Here is a 15,370-nt window from a genome sequence, read left to right as displayed (position 1 = left end):
TTCTTACTTTCCTTTATCATAGCAAATAAAGTAGGTGTTTGTCTCAAATCGAATTTACAATCGCGTGGAACTAATTCTGTGAAACAAGAAAAACCGGGGCGTGACAGTCACCCTTAAGTAATGTTACAAGTTCATCAGATTGATCAATGTAAAGAAATGCTTTTGTGATATCTTTCTTTAGGCCAAAATATCCTTTTGAAACAACAGGTGTCTTAAAAACAATTTCGTATCTTAAATCATCACTTATACCAAATATTCTAGTCAATACTCTTGGTAAAGCGGTTACATGAAAAACATCTTTTGGATGTACTATACCTCCACTTTTATTATATGTAAGTTCAGCTTTTTGGATGTTTTTTATTTGATTAACGTGAAAGGTTAACTCTTTTCTTGCTCCTATTTTCATCTCGACTATATTGTTTTTGATTCTAATTGGTGTATTTCGAACCCAGTTATAATCCCCCATCATATAAAAAATACTATAAACATGAAGTCCTAAAATAATATAGGCAAATGTAGGATCTTCTTTTTTTAAGAAAATATGTAACACAATCATTTCAATCACTTGTTCATGAAGTAAAGCAATGAATAACCAAAAATATCCTGAGTTTTTGTGTAAAGAAAATATAGTGCTATCAGAATCTACTTTCTTTTTTGTCCTCCACTGAAAAAAGGCGTAATATAAAATTTTTGACTCTTTGATAAGTATTGTTATAAGTGGATTATGATCTATCTTCCCTTGTTTATATTTAATAAAAAGAAATACAATGAAAGATTCAATTAAAACGATCAAAATAATCATAGTGACGATCATCTGTTTATCCATAGAATTCCTCCTATTTATGCTTTATTAATTCAAGCCAGAAGATTAGATATTGCACAATCCCCATAGCTACTAAAAGAATAATAGGAAAGTATGGAAAATCCTTTAAATAAGCAGTAAGTGCAATGGCAATTGGTATAAACGAGGCAAAAAAGATGTACACCTTCCTTGTCGCTTTGTAGGTGATCCATTGAAGTCCTTCGTCTTCTTCTTTAAATTCCATAGGAATCAAGCTAGCCTTCACTTTATTTTTGGGGTTTCTCATATTATAAATTGGTATGAATGCGATCAATAGTAATATTGGAATTCCTAAAACTAAAGGATCTAAGTTCATCCAATTGGGAACTTCATTTGTATAATGGTTTCCTAACATAACAACGCCAAAGCATAGTATAAGAATGGAATTAAATAATGGTGACTGAAAGATCCTATTTAACATTGCTCAATCTTCTCCCTCTAAATGAAATATTTGTTCAACTGGAACTTGAAAGGTATGTGAAATTTTTAAAGCGAGTGTAATCGATGGTGCATAATCTCCTTTTTCAATTAATCCAATCGTCTGTCTAGAAACTCCAATCTTATCTGCCAGATCTTGCTGAGTTAAACGAAATCTTGCTCGTAATTCTCGTACGGAATTTTTTAGCATTCCATTTTCTCCTATTCTTAGATTACTTACAGTGTAAATGATTATATACATAATGACAACGATTATTGTCATTATGCCATATTTTTGTAACATTTTTCACTGGATTATCTCAAAGGGCATGTTCATAGGTTTGCATTTCTAATATGATTTTTTGCATATAATGATCTTTTATAGCGGAGTAAGATCTAAGAGTCATTTTTTGAGGGTTTCTTTAAGACTAATTTCTATTTTCGAGTATATTATCGTTTTTTTTACAAATTATAAAAAATAATAATAGGTTCTTTTTTAGGAGGTTATTTTGTGGAGCACGATAACATTCGACTTACTTCAACGGAAATTGGTGGATTATGGACTACATATATACAAGACAAAATGGCAGTGTGCTTTTTATCTTATTTTCAAACATATACAAAGGATGAGGAAATTTCACCTTTGATAACAACTTCATTACATATATCTCAGCAACATATTAAACAAATTGAAAAGATCTTTACTGAAGAAAATTTCCCAATCCCAAAAGCTTTTACAGAGAAAGATTGTAACTTATCCGCACCTCCCTTATTTTATGAATTATTCTCTCTTTCCTTTGTCTACGGTATGAGTCGAATTGGTATGCCTACTTATAGTAATATAATATCAACAATCGCCCGTGAAGATATTGTTGAGTTTTTCAGTGAATGTTTGAATTCTTCAAAGGAATTATATATAAAGGCTTTAACCCTAATGAAGGCTAAAGGAATTTACGATCGACCACCAAAGATTGATTATCCAAAAGAGGTATCTTTTGTTTCAGACAATTCTTACTTAGGTTCTTTTATTGGAAGTAAAAGACCACTTAATGTAATGGAATTAACAGAACTATTTTTTCAAGTAGAAACCAATTATTTCGGTAGTATGTTATTAACTGCTTTTTTACAAACTGTCAAAGATGAAGAAATAAAAAGTTATTTTGTTAGTGGTAAAAAACTATGTGAAAAACAAATTATTATGTGTAATGAAATTCTTCAACAAAATGGGATGCAAGGTAATATACCAGTTAGCATGGAAGTGACTGACTCCACTTCTGCACCTTTTTCTGATAAGTTAATGTTATATCTTATAAGTAGTTTAAATTCGGTTGGAGTTAATTATTTGGGTCATGCTCTTTCCACTGCTTTAAGAAAAGATTTAGGGTCAAAGTATATACGGCTATTACCAGACCTATTATCATACGCTGAAAAAGGGGTCAACTTATTAATTGAAAGAAGTTGGTTTGAACAACCTCCTCAATCATTAGATAGAGAAGAGTTAATAAAAGGAGAAAAATAAAATATATTTAAATATCAAAACAGTTCCGTGATATGATGAAACTGTTTTGAATTTGTGGAACAACTTTCTGTGAAACAAGAAAAACCGGGGCGTGACAAGCACCCTTAAAATAACATCTGAAACAATCCTTCTTTAAAACCCAAGTTGTAGATGTAGTATAGTCCAAAGAAAAAGCTTATTACGCCAGCTGTTCTAATTAATAGAGTATTTAGGGTTAAGTTTTTTTGTTTGCTTATAGTAAATGGAATACCTATTAAAGTGGTAAAACATAACATGCCAATAATTGTTCCGCATCCAAAAATGAGAATATACAACGCGCCTTCCCAAATTGTTTTTACAGTCGACATTGTCAATAAAACTAATGCTGCACTTCCTGCAATACCATGAATAGATCCAATAATCATCGACTTCAAATATGGAGTCTTTTCTTTAACTTGGTGAGTGTGTTCTGGATTTCTACTATTCTTTTTCGTACCTACCATACTAGTAATCCCGAGATAAATAAGCATAAATCCCACAAACATTTCAAGTGATAATGTCCAAACCTCTGGAAGTTGTCCTTTCATTATAATGAAGAACATCCCAACAATAAATAGAGTAAAAGTATGGCCAATCCCCCAGAACACTCCTGCTAAAGAAGATCTCGATAATTTTTTCGTTTTACCTGCAATAGTAGCAACAGCAATGATATGATCTGGTTCGATGGAATGTTTAATTCCTAAAATGAATCCTAAAAAAAGGACAGATATAAAGCTAACAACCATATTTACATTCTCCCAACTGCTTTTTATTTTTGGTTCTGGTTAACATTTTGTTAATTTCCGTTACAATAAATTTGCTATCTTGATGAAGATTAATGAAAAAGGCTAATGTTTCTAAAGGAATTCTTCAGAGGCCCAAGCAGCCTCCTGGACGCGAGCATCTCCTTCTGAACTCCCTCAAGCTTTTCTTATAGGAGTTACCTTTATAAGGCCCAGATAACAAAGAGCCATATATCTCAAGTCAAAAAAGTAGTCAAAGTACATATAATCCACTATTATAACAAACCCTATCATGAGGTGTTTATTGTGAGTAAAAAATCTTCAGTAGTTTTTTTGAAAATCATCACTTTGATTGGATTGTTTTTATTACCATTTGCTATAGGTAAACGATCATTTAAAGATTGGGTTATTGTATATCTCGTCAGTTTTATAGGTAATTCTTTTGCTGATCGTTATCTTGTTTCAAGAGGTTATCTAAAATATAAAATCAGGCCGTTCCCTCAGAATTTTGCCATTCATTTGCCATTCATTTGCCATTCGATTTTGTGCATTATCCCTTATTTTTACTTTATTACAATCAATTGACATTAAATAGTAAACCATCTGGCATCTTGTTAAAACTTTTCCCATTTGTTATTCCACAGGTGCTTTTAGAAACGTTTGCAGCAAAAAATACTGATTTAATTACTTGGAAAAAAGGCTGGTCATGGTATCACTCGGCTATAAGTTTAATTATTAAACTTTTGTTATGTAGATCAATCATTTCTGCAGTGAGAAAAATCAATAGTGGAAGAATTTCTATAACGTAATTAGAGAAAAATCGAGCATCAAATTTTTTTTCATGCTCTCTTCCTTTTAAGTTATGAGAATCCACCTGTATCTTATTGGAAATTACAATAAATCTGTTAATTCCTCTTCGCGAAAGTTATCCTTAATACCAGGCTTTATTATTAAATAATTATAAATTTCTTTTGCTGAATAATCTTTCTTTAAACCATTTATAATCGTTGATAAATACGAATGAGAAGGTTTTTTCCATTCTACTTCGGAAATATCCCAAGGTGCAGTAAACGTAAAAATCGGATGACCACTATCTTCTCCAAGATAAAGAATGTTACCATACCAAGATTGTGAATTAAAAACACAAGATTTACTATCTTTAATAACATTAAGATTTAATTCAAATTCTATTCCATTATTTTCCTGCACCACAATATCCATAAACTGATCTGTTGTTATTAAATACTTCTTACTATATGTCATAAAAGAATTTTCTTTCTTTAAACCGATAAAAGCAACACCTTGCGAATTCCATTTTTCTGAACTTTTTGCAAAATAAAGTTGATGTTTCATCACGTGAATTGATTCTTTTAGAGGCAGTGATTGATCACGACAACCCGTTTCTATCTTACTTGATCCCTTGGGCATTCCACCTTTTATGTAACATAAAAAACGATCATTATTAATGTTCGAACCATAACTTGCATACCAAACATACTTCTTTTCTTTAACTATATCCTCCACCTACTTTTAATTGGATTTTATTCTTGAAAATTTAAAGCTACTAAATTTTCATCGGCTACCATTTGTCTTTACTAATGGTTTCTTCTAATCAACCTAAATATTATTTTTGTAGAATTGAATTATTTAAAAACGAGAAAAAATTGATAATTTAACAACATTTTTTTCATTTCTCTATTTTTAAATTTTATAATTGAGCGTTTGATTGAAGTCTATTTGAAGTCTATTTTAAAACAGTTTATTACAAAAAGTTTGGTTGTTAGTTATTCTACTATAAATCGTTCAAAAAAGATCTTTTTATTATTTTTTAGGAGGTATAATAACCGGTAAGTGAATTTGTGCAATGTGATAGGTATTTGGCTTGAAAGGAAAGTAAAGAATGGAAAAGTTGGAGAATTTATAATTGCCTATCTTAATTATTCGACGTGTATCTACAAAAGTCGGGGCGTGACAGGCACCGCCCCTAGGAACTACACCTCAATGATAATTGGCATTATCATCGGTCTTTTCTTTGTATGTGAAAAGACGTATTGGCCGACGGATTTTCTGATTTTTTGTTTTAGGACGTTCCATTGGGCTTTGTCTGTTTCTTTTAGGTCATTTACTGTCTTTTTGATAAGTCCAGTTATGTCGTTTAATAAGTCGCTTGAATCTCTATTGTCTACGAATCCACGAGATATTGTATCTGGTCTTGAAATAAGCTTTCTTTCTGTTTTACTCATTGTTAACACGATAACAAGCATTCCATCTTCAGAAAGTTGTTTGCGATCTCGTAACACAATATCTCCAACGTAATCTAATCCGATTCCATCCACATACGTATTACCAGCTGGAATTGTGCGTGTTTGTCGAGCTATCGAATTTTCAAGATCAACTACTTCACCATTTTTTAAAATAAATGTATTTTCTTGTTCAACACCAACTGTTTCAGCTAGCAAACGATGATGATGAAGCATTCTATATTCTCCATGTATTGGTATAAAGTATTTCGGTTTCATTAATGTTAACATAAGCTTCAAGTCTTCTTGATATCCATGACCAGAAACATGCATGCCTTTACCTGATCCGTAAATGACAGTCGCACCAAGAGCATATAAATTGTCAACAATTTGAGAGACATTTTTTTCGTTTCCAGGTATAGGGCCAGCAGCTAGGATAACTGTATCTTCCTTCAAAACCTCAGTGCCGCGGAAGTTTCCTGTTGATAACCTGGCAAGTGCAGCCATCGGTTCTCCTTGGCTACCGGTACATAAAATACATACATTCTCTGGTGAAAGTTCTTCTATTTGGTCTTGTTCAATAATCATACCATCAGGCACATCAAGATAACCACGCTCTATTGCTATATCGACAACATTGATCATACTTCTTCCTAGTAAAGCGATTTTACGATTTGTTTTCATCGCTGCATCAACAACCTGTTGTACTCGATTAATATTTGACGCAAAGGTTGATAAGAAAATCTTTCGTTTTGCTTTTCGAAATGCTTCCTCTATATGCTGACCAACAATTAATTCTGATGGTGTTGAACCAGATCGTTCTGCATTCGTGCTTTCAGATAAAAGAAGTAGCACACCTTTTTTTCCAATTTCAGCCATCTTATGGATATCTGAATGCTGATTGTTAACAGGAGTTAAATCGAACTTAAAGTCACCGCTATGTACAATTGTTCCTTGTGGTGTGTCAAAAGCTATTCCGAGGCAATCTGGAATACTATGATTTACTTTAAAGAATTTAGCAGTCATCTCACCTAATTTAATCTCAGAATCTGATGTAATCTCATGCAATTCAGTTTCACGAAGAATCTTATTTTCATTTAATTTGAGTTCGATTAATCCTAATGTAAACCTAGTTGCATAAACTGGAACATTTAATTTTTTTAAAAAATACGGTATACCACCAATATGATCTTCATGTCCATGAGTGACGATTAACGCCTTTACCTTTTCACTATTGTCCTCTAAAAAAGAAACATCTGGAATAATAAGATCTATACCTAATAAGCTTTCATCTGGAAACTTATTTCCACAATCAATGACAATAATGTCTTCGTTATATTGAATAGCATACATGTTTTTTCCTACTTCATTTAACCCACCTAAAGCAAAAATTGATAGTAAATTGTTATTTGAGGTCACATTGATATCCTCCCACTCTAATTTGTAGTTTTAATATGTGTTTTTCTCTACACAAATATGTATATCTTGAGAGTAAATACCATTGTTTAAAGGAGATGTGTGTTTATTTATCTATTGATTGTTAGAAAATATTTTCTATATAAAAAATCCTAAATCTTGAGAGTATTTTCGAAAAAATGTCGTACAAGCTTCAAGCTCTGAATAGATTGTAAAAGTACTATTTAAAAAAGGGCGTGACATTTTTGAGTATTCTTTTTAGCTATGTATTATTAGGATTATCGCTTGCAGCCCCAATAGGACCAGTTAATGCGGCGCAAATTGATCGAGGCTTTCGCTATGGATTTTATCACTCATGGGTGATTGGTTTAGGATCAGTGACAGCAGATATTGTTTATATGATTATGGTTTATATGGGCGTTGTTCATTTTCTAGACAGTCCTTTTATGCAGACGTTTCTTTGGCTGTTTGGTTTCTTTGTGCTCATTTATACTGGAATCGAAACGATGTTAACAGCGAAAAAAGAAGTCAAACATAAGCGAAGTGATTATGAATCATATGTTAAAACATTTGTGACAGGATTTTTTATGTCAATATCTAATCCTCTAACAATTTTATTTTGGTTAGGTATATATGGATCTGTTTTAGCAAAAACAGCTGCTACATATGAAAATTTACAACTTTTCATTTATAGTGGAGCAATTTTATTAGGGTTGCTTTTATGGGATTTTATAATGGCCATCGTCTCTAGTACGTTTAGAAAAATTCTCACACCAGCCTTAATAACAACAATTTCAATGATTTCTGGTCTTACATTAATAGGTTTTGGTATTTACTTTGGCTTGCAAGCATATGAAGTGCTATTTAATTAAGGAAGAGATAGAAATATATAATGTGGTATTAGATATATTCACAGTGAGGATTGACGTCAGTATTTATATATAGGATATTTTTTATGAATGTTTATTCCTATTTCTTGTGAAAATGGCAACTCTGTTTCGAGAAAAGGAAAATCCGAAGTTAAAAGTTACGAAGAGACTCAGAATAAGCTAAAAAAAGTTTGATTTTCACCAGCTGAGAAGAGTGCTTTTATATGAATTCTACAGATACTATTTTAATGAGCTAAGTACTAATGAGAAAATATTTAATTTGCGAAACATTTTTGTGTATAGTTAATTTTTTGTTATGTACAATTACCTATTCCTTCTTCTAATAATACTTTAATAATGGAAGGAGGAATATGCCATGGATATATTATCACCTAAGCATAAAAACAGACAATGTCGAAGCTTTCCAAATCTAATGTTTGTAATCACACCTAGGTGGGTTTTATAAAAAATTAACGAAAAGACAATATAAGCTGAAAAAACAAAGGAAGTCATTCGAAACCGACTGTCTGCATATGATAAAGTTGACTTTCACACTGATTTAAAGAGAAGTGGAGACAAAGATAATGATGAATGGCGGCAATACTATATAAGAGATGATGAAACATCGCTCTCTAATTGTCCATTTCTTAAAACTTAAAAAATGAGGATAAGACGTAAAAAAATATATAGCGTCTTCTTTATTATCTTGTCTTCCTGTTATTCTAGCTCTATCTGAAAATTTTGTTGCAATAATTATTTGCAAACATCAAATTAAAAAAAGCTGATAATGATCATGATATTCTACTTAAACGAGTAAATCATTTTCTAATTTTATATTTATTGCATGCTTTAATAATTTTTGTAATAAAGCAGCAAAAATAGCAATAACGATTGATATAAACGTGATAATCAAACCTAAAAGTAATATTCCAGGATTACCCGCATTTTGTGAAATGAGAAGGAAAAAACCAACAATATACAAAAAACTTATAGAGAATGCACTGTATTTTATGTACTTTAAAGCTCTTACAGATAAATCTGAGAACGCTTTGTTAAGATCTATATTTGTTAACAAGTTTAAAGCTTGATATAAAGCAAAGAAAAATGGGATGGCTGTCATATAAATTCCGAAAAGCAGTGGATATTGCAAATGAATAAACTCTGGATACATTTCTGCCAAAACACGTGATTGCCATGGTAACCAAAACACACATAAACAAAGGATTGTCATCCCAATAAGAAAAACAGCTATTTTCAAAAAAATGGTTGTTTTATATTTCATAAAAAATGCACCTCACTTATTTATTAATAAGTTCAGTTTATCTTAATATTTATTGTTTATCAATAAATATTTATTAAAATATAGTGTGGTCTTCCTGTTTTTTCTAAAAAATGATATGTTCTTTTAGCTATTTTCCTTAAGCTGTTGTTTATCTAAATTTACTAATTAAAGAAATTAGTTTGTAACTATATTAAGTAAGTATTATCAATGAAAATAAATATCTCGTTGAAGCAACCACGGTTATTTAATTTCCAAGTATTTGCTCATTAAATAAACGGATAGGATATACGTTACCATCTTGTAAATTCTTTATAATTTGCAAAACAACATCTTTTTCTCGTAAATCGTTTTCTTCTAACTCCAACAATTCTTCTAGTTTAAGCCATTTGTAATCTTTTATTTCGTTTCTCTCAAGAGATAAAGAACCACCACTCAATTCTGCTGAGTAATGAAAAAGAATAATTTGGTTATTTGTATGACTTTTAAAGTTATAAACACCAGTTGTGTTGATTAACTTTACATCATAACCAGTTTCTTCTTTTACTTCTCTAAGGGCTGCCTTTTGTATATCTTCTCCGTATTCGATTCGTCCACTGGGGAAATTCCACTTATTAAAAGCTTCAGGCTTTGATTCTTGAATCATCAATATTTTTCCTTCTTTGAATATAGTAGTGCTAACAACCAAAATAATATTCTTATGATTCATTTGATTTCTCCATTTTCTGATTATCTTATCTTGTATTTAAAGGCTCTGTTAAACTTTGTGGTTGATTTCCGTTACAGGCATTCGCTTTCCGCGGGCGGTCCGGAAGCCTCCTCGGCGCAAGCGCCTGTGGGGTCTTCCTTCGACACGCTTCTCTAAGCAGGAGTCTCATGCCTTTCACTCCAATCAACAAAGTTAAAAATCAACCTTAAGCTTTAACATAGCCTATTTAAAAATCACTTTTTCTAATTGAGATGTTATGATGCATATTTTTCGAAAACTAATTTTTTTGTTTTTCAAATATTAATTGTATAGATATTGCTTGACCATATGCTGCGAAAGGTAGAGGTGAAAATGTATGTAGTCTCCATCCCTTTTCCGCATAATCACTGATAATTTTTTTATAATCTTCTTTAGGCTTGCCATTTAAAGCTCCTACTTTTATATTGACAAACTCATATTCGTACATCGCGTTCACTCCTATTATTTAGTATGTAATTTCATCCTTAATACTAATTTAGATACAGTTAATGTAACGTCAAATCATCGATAATATATAACATTAGAAAGTAAAAACCTTTTGAAAAATATACGATCATCTAATATTGTATACGAATTATTTGGTGGAAAGTTCCATTTATACTAATCAATTCAACGAACTAATATGATATTATTATAAATATATTAACTAAGTATAGTTCATGGTTAACAATAAAATCTTTTTGAACTGAGGGAGAAATATGTATAAACTTCGAGGGCATCAACTATTTTGCCTTTTGGGATATCGGGGAATGGGCTATTCACAAGAATATGTGAAAAATATGACACAACTTCATCAAAAATTAAGAAGAGATCCAATGACAAAAATTAAACTTGTTAATGGCCCTGATCAGTTATGTGAAAAATATCCAAATTCAGGTGAATATCATTGTCAGAACGATTCAATCTATGAACGAGATGCTGTGATTTTAGAGAAATTAGGTCTTAATATCGGACAAATTCTATACTGGAAGGATATCGAGTTACATGTTAAAAAGTATGTCGTTCCTTCTGATATTCAAACTGTTTGCGAAACTTGTTCCTGGCGTTCTTATGGTGTTTGTGAAGAAGGAATTCAGGAGATACATGAAGGAAAAGGTTTGAGAGAAATTAGGTAGGTTGTTTCCTTAATAAATTAATCATTTAACGAAACTCTGTTTTCTATTAATCAGTTAAGCTGAAAAAACAAGAAACTTCCATTGCTCTGCAGACATAAAATTCGCTCAATTATCATGAACGAAACTAGCCCTTACTCGTAAATTCGTAGGTTACTTTGGTCATAATGTTTATGAACAATAAACAAAAACAAATTAGAAATACATTACGGGAGGAGCTAGTTATTATGAAGAATACCATAAAACATGTAGGTTTAGACGTTTCAAAAGATAAAATTGCATTTTCTTTTGCTGAAGAGGAAGCTGGTCCTCCTCCTACCCTGCTTAGGTCTTAGCCTTTCCTCTAGTAAATGTACTAAAAAAAAAGATTTTTAAGAAATAATCCACCGTATATTAGAGCAGCACAAGTTATAATAAATAACCCAACCATTAAAAATCCGTAAACAAATCCTTTACCCATAGAAAATAAGTCTAAGAATATATTTTTAAAAATATCTATTATTTTTCTCATAAATATCCCCCCTAAAAAGCTATCCCCCCTTATTTTACCATTTTTTCACTTAGCTAGCTATGTCATTCTCACAAAGTGACGACTTTATACGTTAAAGATATAGTAAGAGTTTAAGTCTTTTATTTAATAAGCAAAAATATTTTATATTTATGAAAAATAGCAGCTCATATGTTAATATTAAGTCATTGTTATTATTTAGGAGGTACGAAGAGTGGGTGTAAAACTTTTACTGGCAACTATTATTTTAATAATCACTGTTGATTATTCTTTGCAAATTATTAATTCTGAGGCAAACATTTATCACTTTATTTTGACCCCAATACTATTAATTGCATTTATATCCATTGTTTATCATGCATTAAAGATCAAAAAATAAAAAACTATTAACCTAATCCTTGTGTTGTGAATTGTTTATGTTAGCAAGATTAATAATTCATCTAATAAACAGAATTTTAAGAAATAAGAGACCTATATATCTCGCCTATCATCCCATTCAATTGATGAACACCTAAGTCTGCATTTGTCATAATAACCGCACCTTTTTCTAAATGAGGAAATGCAAACATCATAGATTGGAAGCCTACTCCCCAACCCATAGATAAAATTTCTAATTCTTTATTAGAAGCTTCTAGAAATACACCTAATCCGACCCAATTTTTATCTTTTTGTGATGAAATCATTTCTTTTGCTAAATTTTTTGAAATCCCAAGTTTACTTTCTCCTTTTAAAGCATTCATTAGTTCAATAACTAATTTAGCTAAATCTCTAGAATTAGTCCATAATCCTGAAGCTGATGGATAAGGGTATATAGGATATTTTGCTTCTACCAATTCTCCGTTTTTATTATGGCCACAAGAAACGTTCTTTTTATTTACTTTCAACATGTTTGTATTTAAATAGCTATTCTTCATTCTTAATGGTTTAAATATTAACTCATTCGCCACTAGATAAAATGGTTTTCCTGTTACATCTTCAATTATTTGCTGAACAATACAAAAGCCAGCATCTGAGTATTGGAATTCACTCTCTGGCTCGTACTCTAAAGTAATCGGAACCTTACAATAAGGTGTTTTTCCCTCTAACAATTCAACCATTGAAGGAATATCTTGAGCTGATTTTAGTTCAGAAAAACTACCTTTAGGATCTTTGATTCCAGATTGGTGACTAAGTAAGTTTCTTAACGTAACTTTCTTATTTTCGGTAAACCCATTTTCAGGTATTTTCCATGATATTAGACTGTCAGTTACATTTTTATCTAAAATTAAAAGTCCATCTTCAATTAGTTTTAAAACGATCATTCCTGTTAAAAGTTTGCTAATAGAACATGCATTAAAAATAGATTGTTCATTTACTTTTCGGTCACTTTTTGTTTCTAGTAAACCGTAGTGATTAGTTGTTAAAATTTTACAGTTTTCAATCAATGTCACACTTAAACCATTAACATTATAATGTTTCATTCGTTCTTCAATGTTGATTTTTTTTAATTTCATTTGTCTACCTCAAATTCATTTGATAGAAAAATTATAACACGAATGTTTGTTCGTTTGTGTATATTTGGTAAAATATAAGTATAATTCCAGTTGAATTTTCTTTATAGGATATTCTATGCCTACATTTATTCCTTCCAGCTTTTATGACTTTTATTGATCAATAATCACTAGTGAAAAAAATGTTAACTCACCCCTCATTCTTCTATTTTTCTTCAGCTGTTTTTTATAAAAGTTTTAATAGACAAATAGCTTATCGTTTTAACCTTTTCAAAATTTGTTTAGTAACCTTTATTCTAAGATCTTTATTTGTATTATTGAAATTGCTTAATGGAAAGTTCATAAAAAGTTCACTTATGAGAAAAAATCTTTACATATATAATTACAGGTATTCTCTAAAAAGAAAGGATGTTTTACTTGCCGAGTAATAAAAAAGAAGGAATTATTTTTGCAGTTTTCATGTGTTTTGGAATGGTTTTTATTATGTCTACTTACAACATCGCTTTACAAGGATTTTCATCATTAACAGTTTGGAGTGTGGTGATTCAATTTGTCATAACATTTTTCGTTGCATTTGTCGCCGAGTCATTAGTTGAACCAATAGCACGAAAATATGCATTATCATTTAATTATGATAAATCAAAACAAAGAAATGTAATTTTGGCCATTTCTTTGTTTATGGTTCCAACTATGGTTCTTATTATGTCAGTATATGGACTAATCTTAACTTGGATGTTTAGTGGAATTGAAGGATCTATTTTTACTACTTACCTAAAAATCGTTGGTCTAAATATAATTGTAGCTCTTCCAGCACAATTACTAATTGTTGGTCCTATTTCAAGAGGACTTTTAACTAAGTTTGTTAAACCAAAAACTCAGAAGGCAGAATTAAACGTGTGAAAATAATAGCGAGCTACAAAATGTAGCTTGCTTATTTTAAAGAATATACCTTGCCTTGGAACAAATAACGCATTCAGTGATAAAGAAGATACTCTAAGTTTCTTTTTCTCTGTTTCCATTCAGTATCGATTATGCTGTAATAAACTGAATTTCGATAAGTTCCGTTTTTCCGAAGCATATGATTTCTTAGTACTCCTTCTTTCACGCCACCTATTCGTTCTATTGCTTTCTGTGATCTGATATTATGTTCATCTGTTTTAAATTGAACTCTAATAAATTTTAACGTCTCAAAACAGTGCGTTAATAATAGATATTTACACTCTAAGTTAACTTCTGTTCCCCATACAGACGGAGTTAACCAAGTCCAACCAATTTCTAAGTTTTTATTGCTATGTGAGATATCTAGAAACCTTGTACTTCCAATCACTTTACTTGTCTCTCTGTTTATCACTACTAAAGGTAATTGCGATCCGTCTTCTTTTCTATGTAATGCTTCTTCTACAAAATCTTCCATATCCTGATATGTATCAATAGATTTTGGTAAATGAGACCAAATGGACTTGTCTCTGCTTATTTCAAATAATGTCTTTAAATGTGACGTTTCCATAGGGACTATTTTCACGAAGATTCCTGTTAATTCTTCAAATTCAATGCTCATTTTTATCCTCCATTTTTCATGAAATTTAGCTATCTGGAAATTTTCTGGTAATTATTGTTTGAAAGCAGATTACTATTCTCTTTAAGGATAGGAATAACCTTTGTTGAATTAGTCAAGATTCCTGGATAGCCTTATCTATTTAATGAAGTTTATAATAGGCAAAAATAAAACATACGATCGTTATACCTAAATAGGATACAATACTTTTTATCTTTTCTTTTAAAAGAACATTCTCTATCATACCCAACAAATTGATCACACCTAATACTAAAACAAGAAGACCAAAGTAAACACTAGTAAACCCTTTGAATACTGACAAAATAAATAGAATAATTGCAAAGACGAGTAAAATGGTATCAATATAATTAGGGATAATCTTTTTTTGATTTTCCCGATCCCTAAAAAATAAACTTATTAAAAAATGCCATTTATTTTTGTGTTGTTTAATCACAAACACCTCCATTTCATAATTACTTTTTTAAAAAAAATACAGACCTCCAGAGTGGTCCTATACTTCCGAGAATGATCCACTACCTTTATTTCTAGCTATGTAATCTATTGCTATAAAGAGTATGAATAAAAAAATAATTTAATAAATTCAAAATAACCTCC

20 protein-coding genes and 1 pseudogene are annotated in these 15,370 nt (G+C 30.8%); 8 read left to right on the top strand and 13 right to left on the bottom strand.

What is annotated here, in order from left to right:
• Positions 1 to 70 precede the first annotated feature (70 nt).
• Genes LC076_RS00170 through LC076_RS00160 form a run of 3 tightly spaced genes read right to left on the bottom strand, consistent with a single transcriptional unit; the run spans position 71 to position 1,469 of the window.
• Positions 71 to 826, bottom strand: coding sequence for a hypothetical protein (locus tag LC076_RS00170; RefSeq protein ID WP_226665236.1), 756 nt, complete (start codon positions 824 to 826; stop codon positions 71 to 73).
• 10 nt (positions 827 to 836) lie between these two features.
• On the bottom strand, positions 837 to 1,262 hold the full coding sequence (locus LC076_RS00165) for a hypothetical protein (protein ID WP_226665234.1): 426 nt from the start codon (positions 1,260 to 1,262) through the stop codon (positions 837 to 839).
• A gap of 3 nt (positions 1,263 to 1,265) precedes the next feature.
• A complete protein-coding gene (locus LC076_RS00160) occupies positions 1,266 to 1,469 on the bottom strand; it encodes a helix-turn-helix transcriptional regulator (RefSeq protein ID WP_226665233.1) in 204 nt (67 codons plus the stop codon).
• Positions 1,470 to 1,769: 300 nt separating this feature from the next.
• On the opposite strand from LC076_RS00160, the gene LC076_RS00155 reads away from it, so the two are divergent.
• Complete coding sequence (locus LC076_RS00155) at positions 1,770 to 2,777, top strand: DUF3231 family protein (protein WP_226665230.1); 1,008 nt, start codon at positions 1,770 to 1,772, stop codon at positions 2,775 to 2,777.
• A 104-nt stretch (positions 2,778 to 2,881) separates the two neighbouring features.
• Here LC076_RS00155 and LC076_RS00150 read toward each other — a convergent pair whose 3' ends face one another.
• Positions 2,882 to 3,541, bottom strand: a complete 660-nt coding sequence (locus LC076_RS00150; protein WP_226665229.1) for an urease accessory protein UreH — start codon at positions 3,539 to 3,541, stop codon at positions 2,882 to 2,884.
• Positions 3,542 to 3,844: 303 nt separating this feature from the next.
• On the opposite strand from LC076_RS00150, the gene LC076_RS00145 reads away from it, so the two are divergent.
• Both LC076_RS00145 and LC076_RS24290 read left to right on the top strand, forming a co-directional pair.
• Positions 3,845 to 4,123, top strand: a complete 279-nt coding sequence (locus LC076_RS00145) for a hypothetical protein (RefSeq protein ID WP_226665228.1) — start codon at positions 3,845 to 3,847, stop codon at positions 4,121 to 4,123.
• On the top strand, positions 4,084 to 4,347 hold the full coding sequence (locus LC076_RS24290; RefSeq protein ID WP_319005473.1) for a CBO0543 family protein: 264 nt from the start codon (positions 4,084 to 4,086) through the stop codon (positions 4,345 to 4,347). The genes LC076_RS00145 and LC076_RS24290 overlap by 40 nt, the downstream gene beginning before the upstream one ends.
• An 82-nt stretch (positions 4,348 to 4,429) precedes the next feature.
• On the opposite strand, the gene LC076_RS00140 is transcribed toward LC076_RS24290, so the two are convergent.
• On the bottom strand, positions 4,430 to 4,966 hold the full coding sequence (locus LC076_RS00140; protein ID WP_226665226.1) for a hypothetical protein: 537 nt from the start codon (positions 4,964 to 4,966) through the stop codon (positions 4,430 to 4,432).
• 563 nt (positions 4,967 to 5,529) lie between these two features.
• Complete coding sequence (locus LC076_RS00135; protein WP_413465929.1) at positions 5,530 to 7,131, bottom strand: ribonuclease J; 1,602 nt, start codon at positions 7,129 to 7,131, stop codon at positions 5,530 to 5,532.
• A 308-nt stretch (positions 7,132 to 7,439) separates the two neighbouring features.
• On the opposite strand from LC076_RS00135, the gene LC076_RS00130 reads away from it, so the two are divergent.
• Together LC076_RS00130 and LC076_RS24445 are read left to right on the top strand one after the other, a co-directional pair.
• Complete coding sequence (locus tag LC076_RS00130; protein ID WP_226665221.1) at positions 7,440 to 8,066, top strand: LysE family transporter; 627 nt, start codon at positions 7,440 to 7,442, stop codon at positions 8,064 to 8,066.
• 502 nt (positions 8,067 to 8,568) lie between these two features.
• Positions 8,569 to 8,721: pseudogene (locus LC076_RS24445) on the top strand (YqcI/YcgG family protein); the annotation flags it as partial.
• 147 nt (positions 8,722 to 8,868) lie between these two features.
• Here LC076_RS24445 and LC076_RS00120 read toward each other — a convergent pair.
• The 3 genes from LC076_RS00120 to LC076_RS00110 all read right to left on the bottom strand — a co-directional run bounded on the left by LC076_RS00120 (position 8,869) and on the right by LC076_RS00110 (position 10,517).
• Positions 8,869 to 9,345, bottom strand: a complete 477-nt coding sequence (locus LC076_RS00120; RefSeq protein WP_226665220.1) for a DUF2975 domain-containing protein — start codon at positions 9,343 to 9,345, stop codon at positions 8,869 to 8,871.
• A gap of 244 nt (positions 9,346 to 9,589) precedes the next feature.
• A complete protein-coding gene (locus LC076_RS00115) occupies positions 9,590 to 10,051 on the bottom strand; it encodes an NUDIX hydrolase (protein WP_226665219.1) in 462 nt (153 codons plus the stop codon).
• A 277-nt stretch (positions 10,052 to 10,328) separates the two neighbouring features.
• The gene (locus LC076_RS00110; protein WP_226665218.1) at positions 10,329 to 10,517 is read right to left on the bottom strand and encodes a DUF4177 domain-containing protein; all 189 of its coding nucleotides are present in this window, start codon (positions 10,515 to 10,517) and stop codon (positions 10,329 to 10,331) included.
• A 271-nt stretch (positions 10,518 to 10,788) separates the two neighbouring features.
• On the opposite strand from LC076_RS00110, the gene LC076_RS00105 reads away from it, so the two are divergent.
• Complete coding sequence (locus LC076_RS00105) at positions 10,789 to 11,205, top strand: DUF1284 domain-containing protein (RefSeq protein ID WP_226665217.1); 417 nt, start codon at positions 10,789 to 10,791, stop codon at positions 11,203 to 11,205.
• Between the two features lie 352 nt (positions 11,206 to 11,557).
• Here the strand turns inward: LC076_RS00105 and LC076_RS00100 are convergent, their stop codons facing one another.
• Positions 11,558 to 11,713, bottom strand: a complete 156-nt coding sequence (locus tag LC076_RS00100) for a hypothetical protein (protein ID WP_226665214.1) — start codon at positions 11,711 to 11,713, stop codon at positions 11,558 to 11,560.
• 211 nt (positions 11,714 to 11,924) lie between these two features.
• Between LC076_RS00100 and LC076_RS00095 the strand changes: the two genes are divergently transcribed.
• The gene (locus LC076_RS00095; protein WP_226665213.1) at positions 11,925 to 12,089 is read left to right on the top strand and encodes a hypothetical protein; all 165 of its coding nucleotides are present in this window, start codon (positions 11,925 to 11,927) and stop codon (positions 12,087 to 12,089) included.
• A 76-nt stretch (positions 12,090 to 12,165) separates the two neighbouring features.
• Here LC076_RS00095 and LC076_RS00090 read toward each other — a convergent pair whose 3' ends face one another.
• Entirely contained in the window at positions 12,166 to 13,203 is a 1,038-nt protein-coding gene (locus tag LC076_RS00090; RefSeq protein WP_226665212.1) for a serine hydrolase domain-containing protein, read from the bottom strand.
• A 414-nt stretch (positions 13,204 to 13,617) separates the two neighbouring features.
• Here LC076_RS00090 and LC076_RS00085 point away from each other — a divergent pair, with 414 nt between their 5' ends.
• Positions 13,618 to 14,100 carry a DUF2798 domain-containing protein gene (locus LC076_RS00085; RefSeq protein WP_226665211.1) on the top strand — a complete coding sequence of 161 codons (483 nt, stop codon included), beginning with the start codon at positions 13,618 to 13,620 and terminating at the stop codon, positions 14,098 to 14,100.
• A gap of 73 nt (positions 14,101 to 14,173) precedes the next feature.
• Here the strand turns inward: LC076_RS00085 and LC076_RS00080 are convergent, their stop codons facing one another.
• Positions 14,174 to 14,758: a GNAT family N-acetyltransferase gene (locus LC076_RS00080; RefSeq protein WP_226665209.1), complete on the bottom strand. Its 585-nt coding sequence runs from the start codon at positions 14,756 to 14,758 to the stop codon at positions 14,174 to 14,176.
• A 139-nt stretch (positions 14,759 to 14,897) separates the two neighbouring features.
• Positions 14,898 to 15,209: a hypothetical protein gene (locus tag LC076_RS00075; protein ID WP_226665206.1), complete on the bottom strand. Its 312-nt coding sequence runs from the start codon at positions 15,207 to 15,209 to the stop codon at positions 14,898 to 14,900.
• Positions 15,210 to 15,370: the final 161 nt, after the last annotated feature.

This window comes from Metabacillus litoralis (assembly GCF_020524045.1).
GTDB lineage: Bacteria > Bacillota > Bacilli > Bacillales > Bacillaceae > Metabacillus > Metabacillus litoralis_C.
The sequence above is the reverse complement of the archived record's forward strand: the minus strand, read 5'-3'. Positions and strand labels throughout refer to the sequence as shown.

Bases quoted from the DNA above. Each gene is read 5' to 3' on its own strand.
- LC076_RS00170 (WP_226665236.1), bottom strand. From the start codon at position 826: ATGGATAAACAGATGATCGTCACTATGATTATTTTGATCGTTTTAATT.
- LC076_RS00165 (WP_226665234.1), bottom strand. From the start codon at position 1,262: ATGTTAAATAGGATCTTTCAGTCACCATTATTTAATTCCATTCTTATA.
- LC076_RS00160 (WP_226665233.1), bottom strand. From the start codon at position 1,469: ATGCTAAAAAATTCCGTACGAGAATTACGAGCAAGATTTCGTTTAACT.
- LC076_RS00150 (WP_226665229.1), bottom strand. From the start codon at position 3,541: ATGGTTGTTAGCTTTATATCTGTCCTTTTTTTAGGATTCATTTTAGGA.
- LC076_RS00140 (WP_226665226.1), bottom strand. From the start codon at position 4,966: ATGCCCAAGGGATCAAGTAAGATAGAAACGGGTTGTCGTGATCAATCA.
- LC076_RS00135 (WP_413465929.1), bottom strand. From the start codon at position 7,131: ATGTATGCTATTCAATATAACGAAGACATTATTGTCATTGATTGTGGA.
- LC076_RS00120 (WP_226665220.1), bottom strand. From the start codon at position 9,345: ATGAAATATAAAACAACCATTTTTTTGAAAATAGCTGTTTTTCTTATT.
- LC076_RS00115 (WP_226665219.1), bottom strand. From the start codon at position 10,051: ATGAATCATAAGAATATTATTTTGGTTGTTAGCACTACTATATTCAAA.
- LC076_RS00110 (WP_226665218.1), bottom strand. From the start codon at position 10,517: ATGTACGAATATGAGTTTGTCAATATAAAAGTAGGAGCTTTAAATGGC.
- LC076_RS00105 (WP_226665217.1), top strand. From the start codon at position 10,789: ATGTATAAACTTCGAGGGCATCAACTATTTTGCCTTTTGGGATATCGG.
- LC076_RS00100 (WP_226665214.1), bottom strand. From the start codon at position 11,713: ATGAGAAAAATAATAGATATTTTTAAAAATATATTCTTAGACTTATTT.
- LC076_RS00090 (WP_226665212.1), bottom strand. From the start codon at position 13,203: ATGAAATTAAAAAAAATCAACATTGAAGAACGAATGAAACATTATAAT.
- LC076_RS00080 (WP_226665209.1), bottom strand. From the start codon at position 14,758: ATGAGCATTGAATTTGAAGAATTAACAGGAATCTTCGTGAAAATAGTC.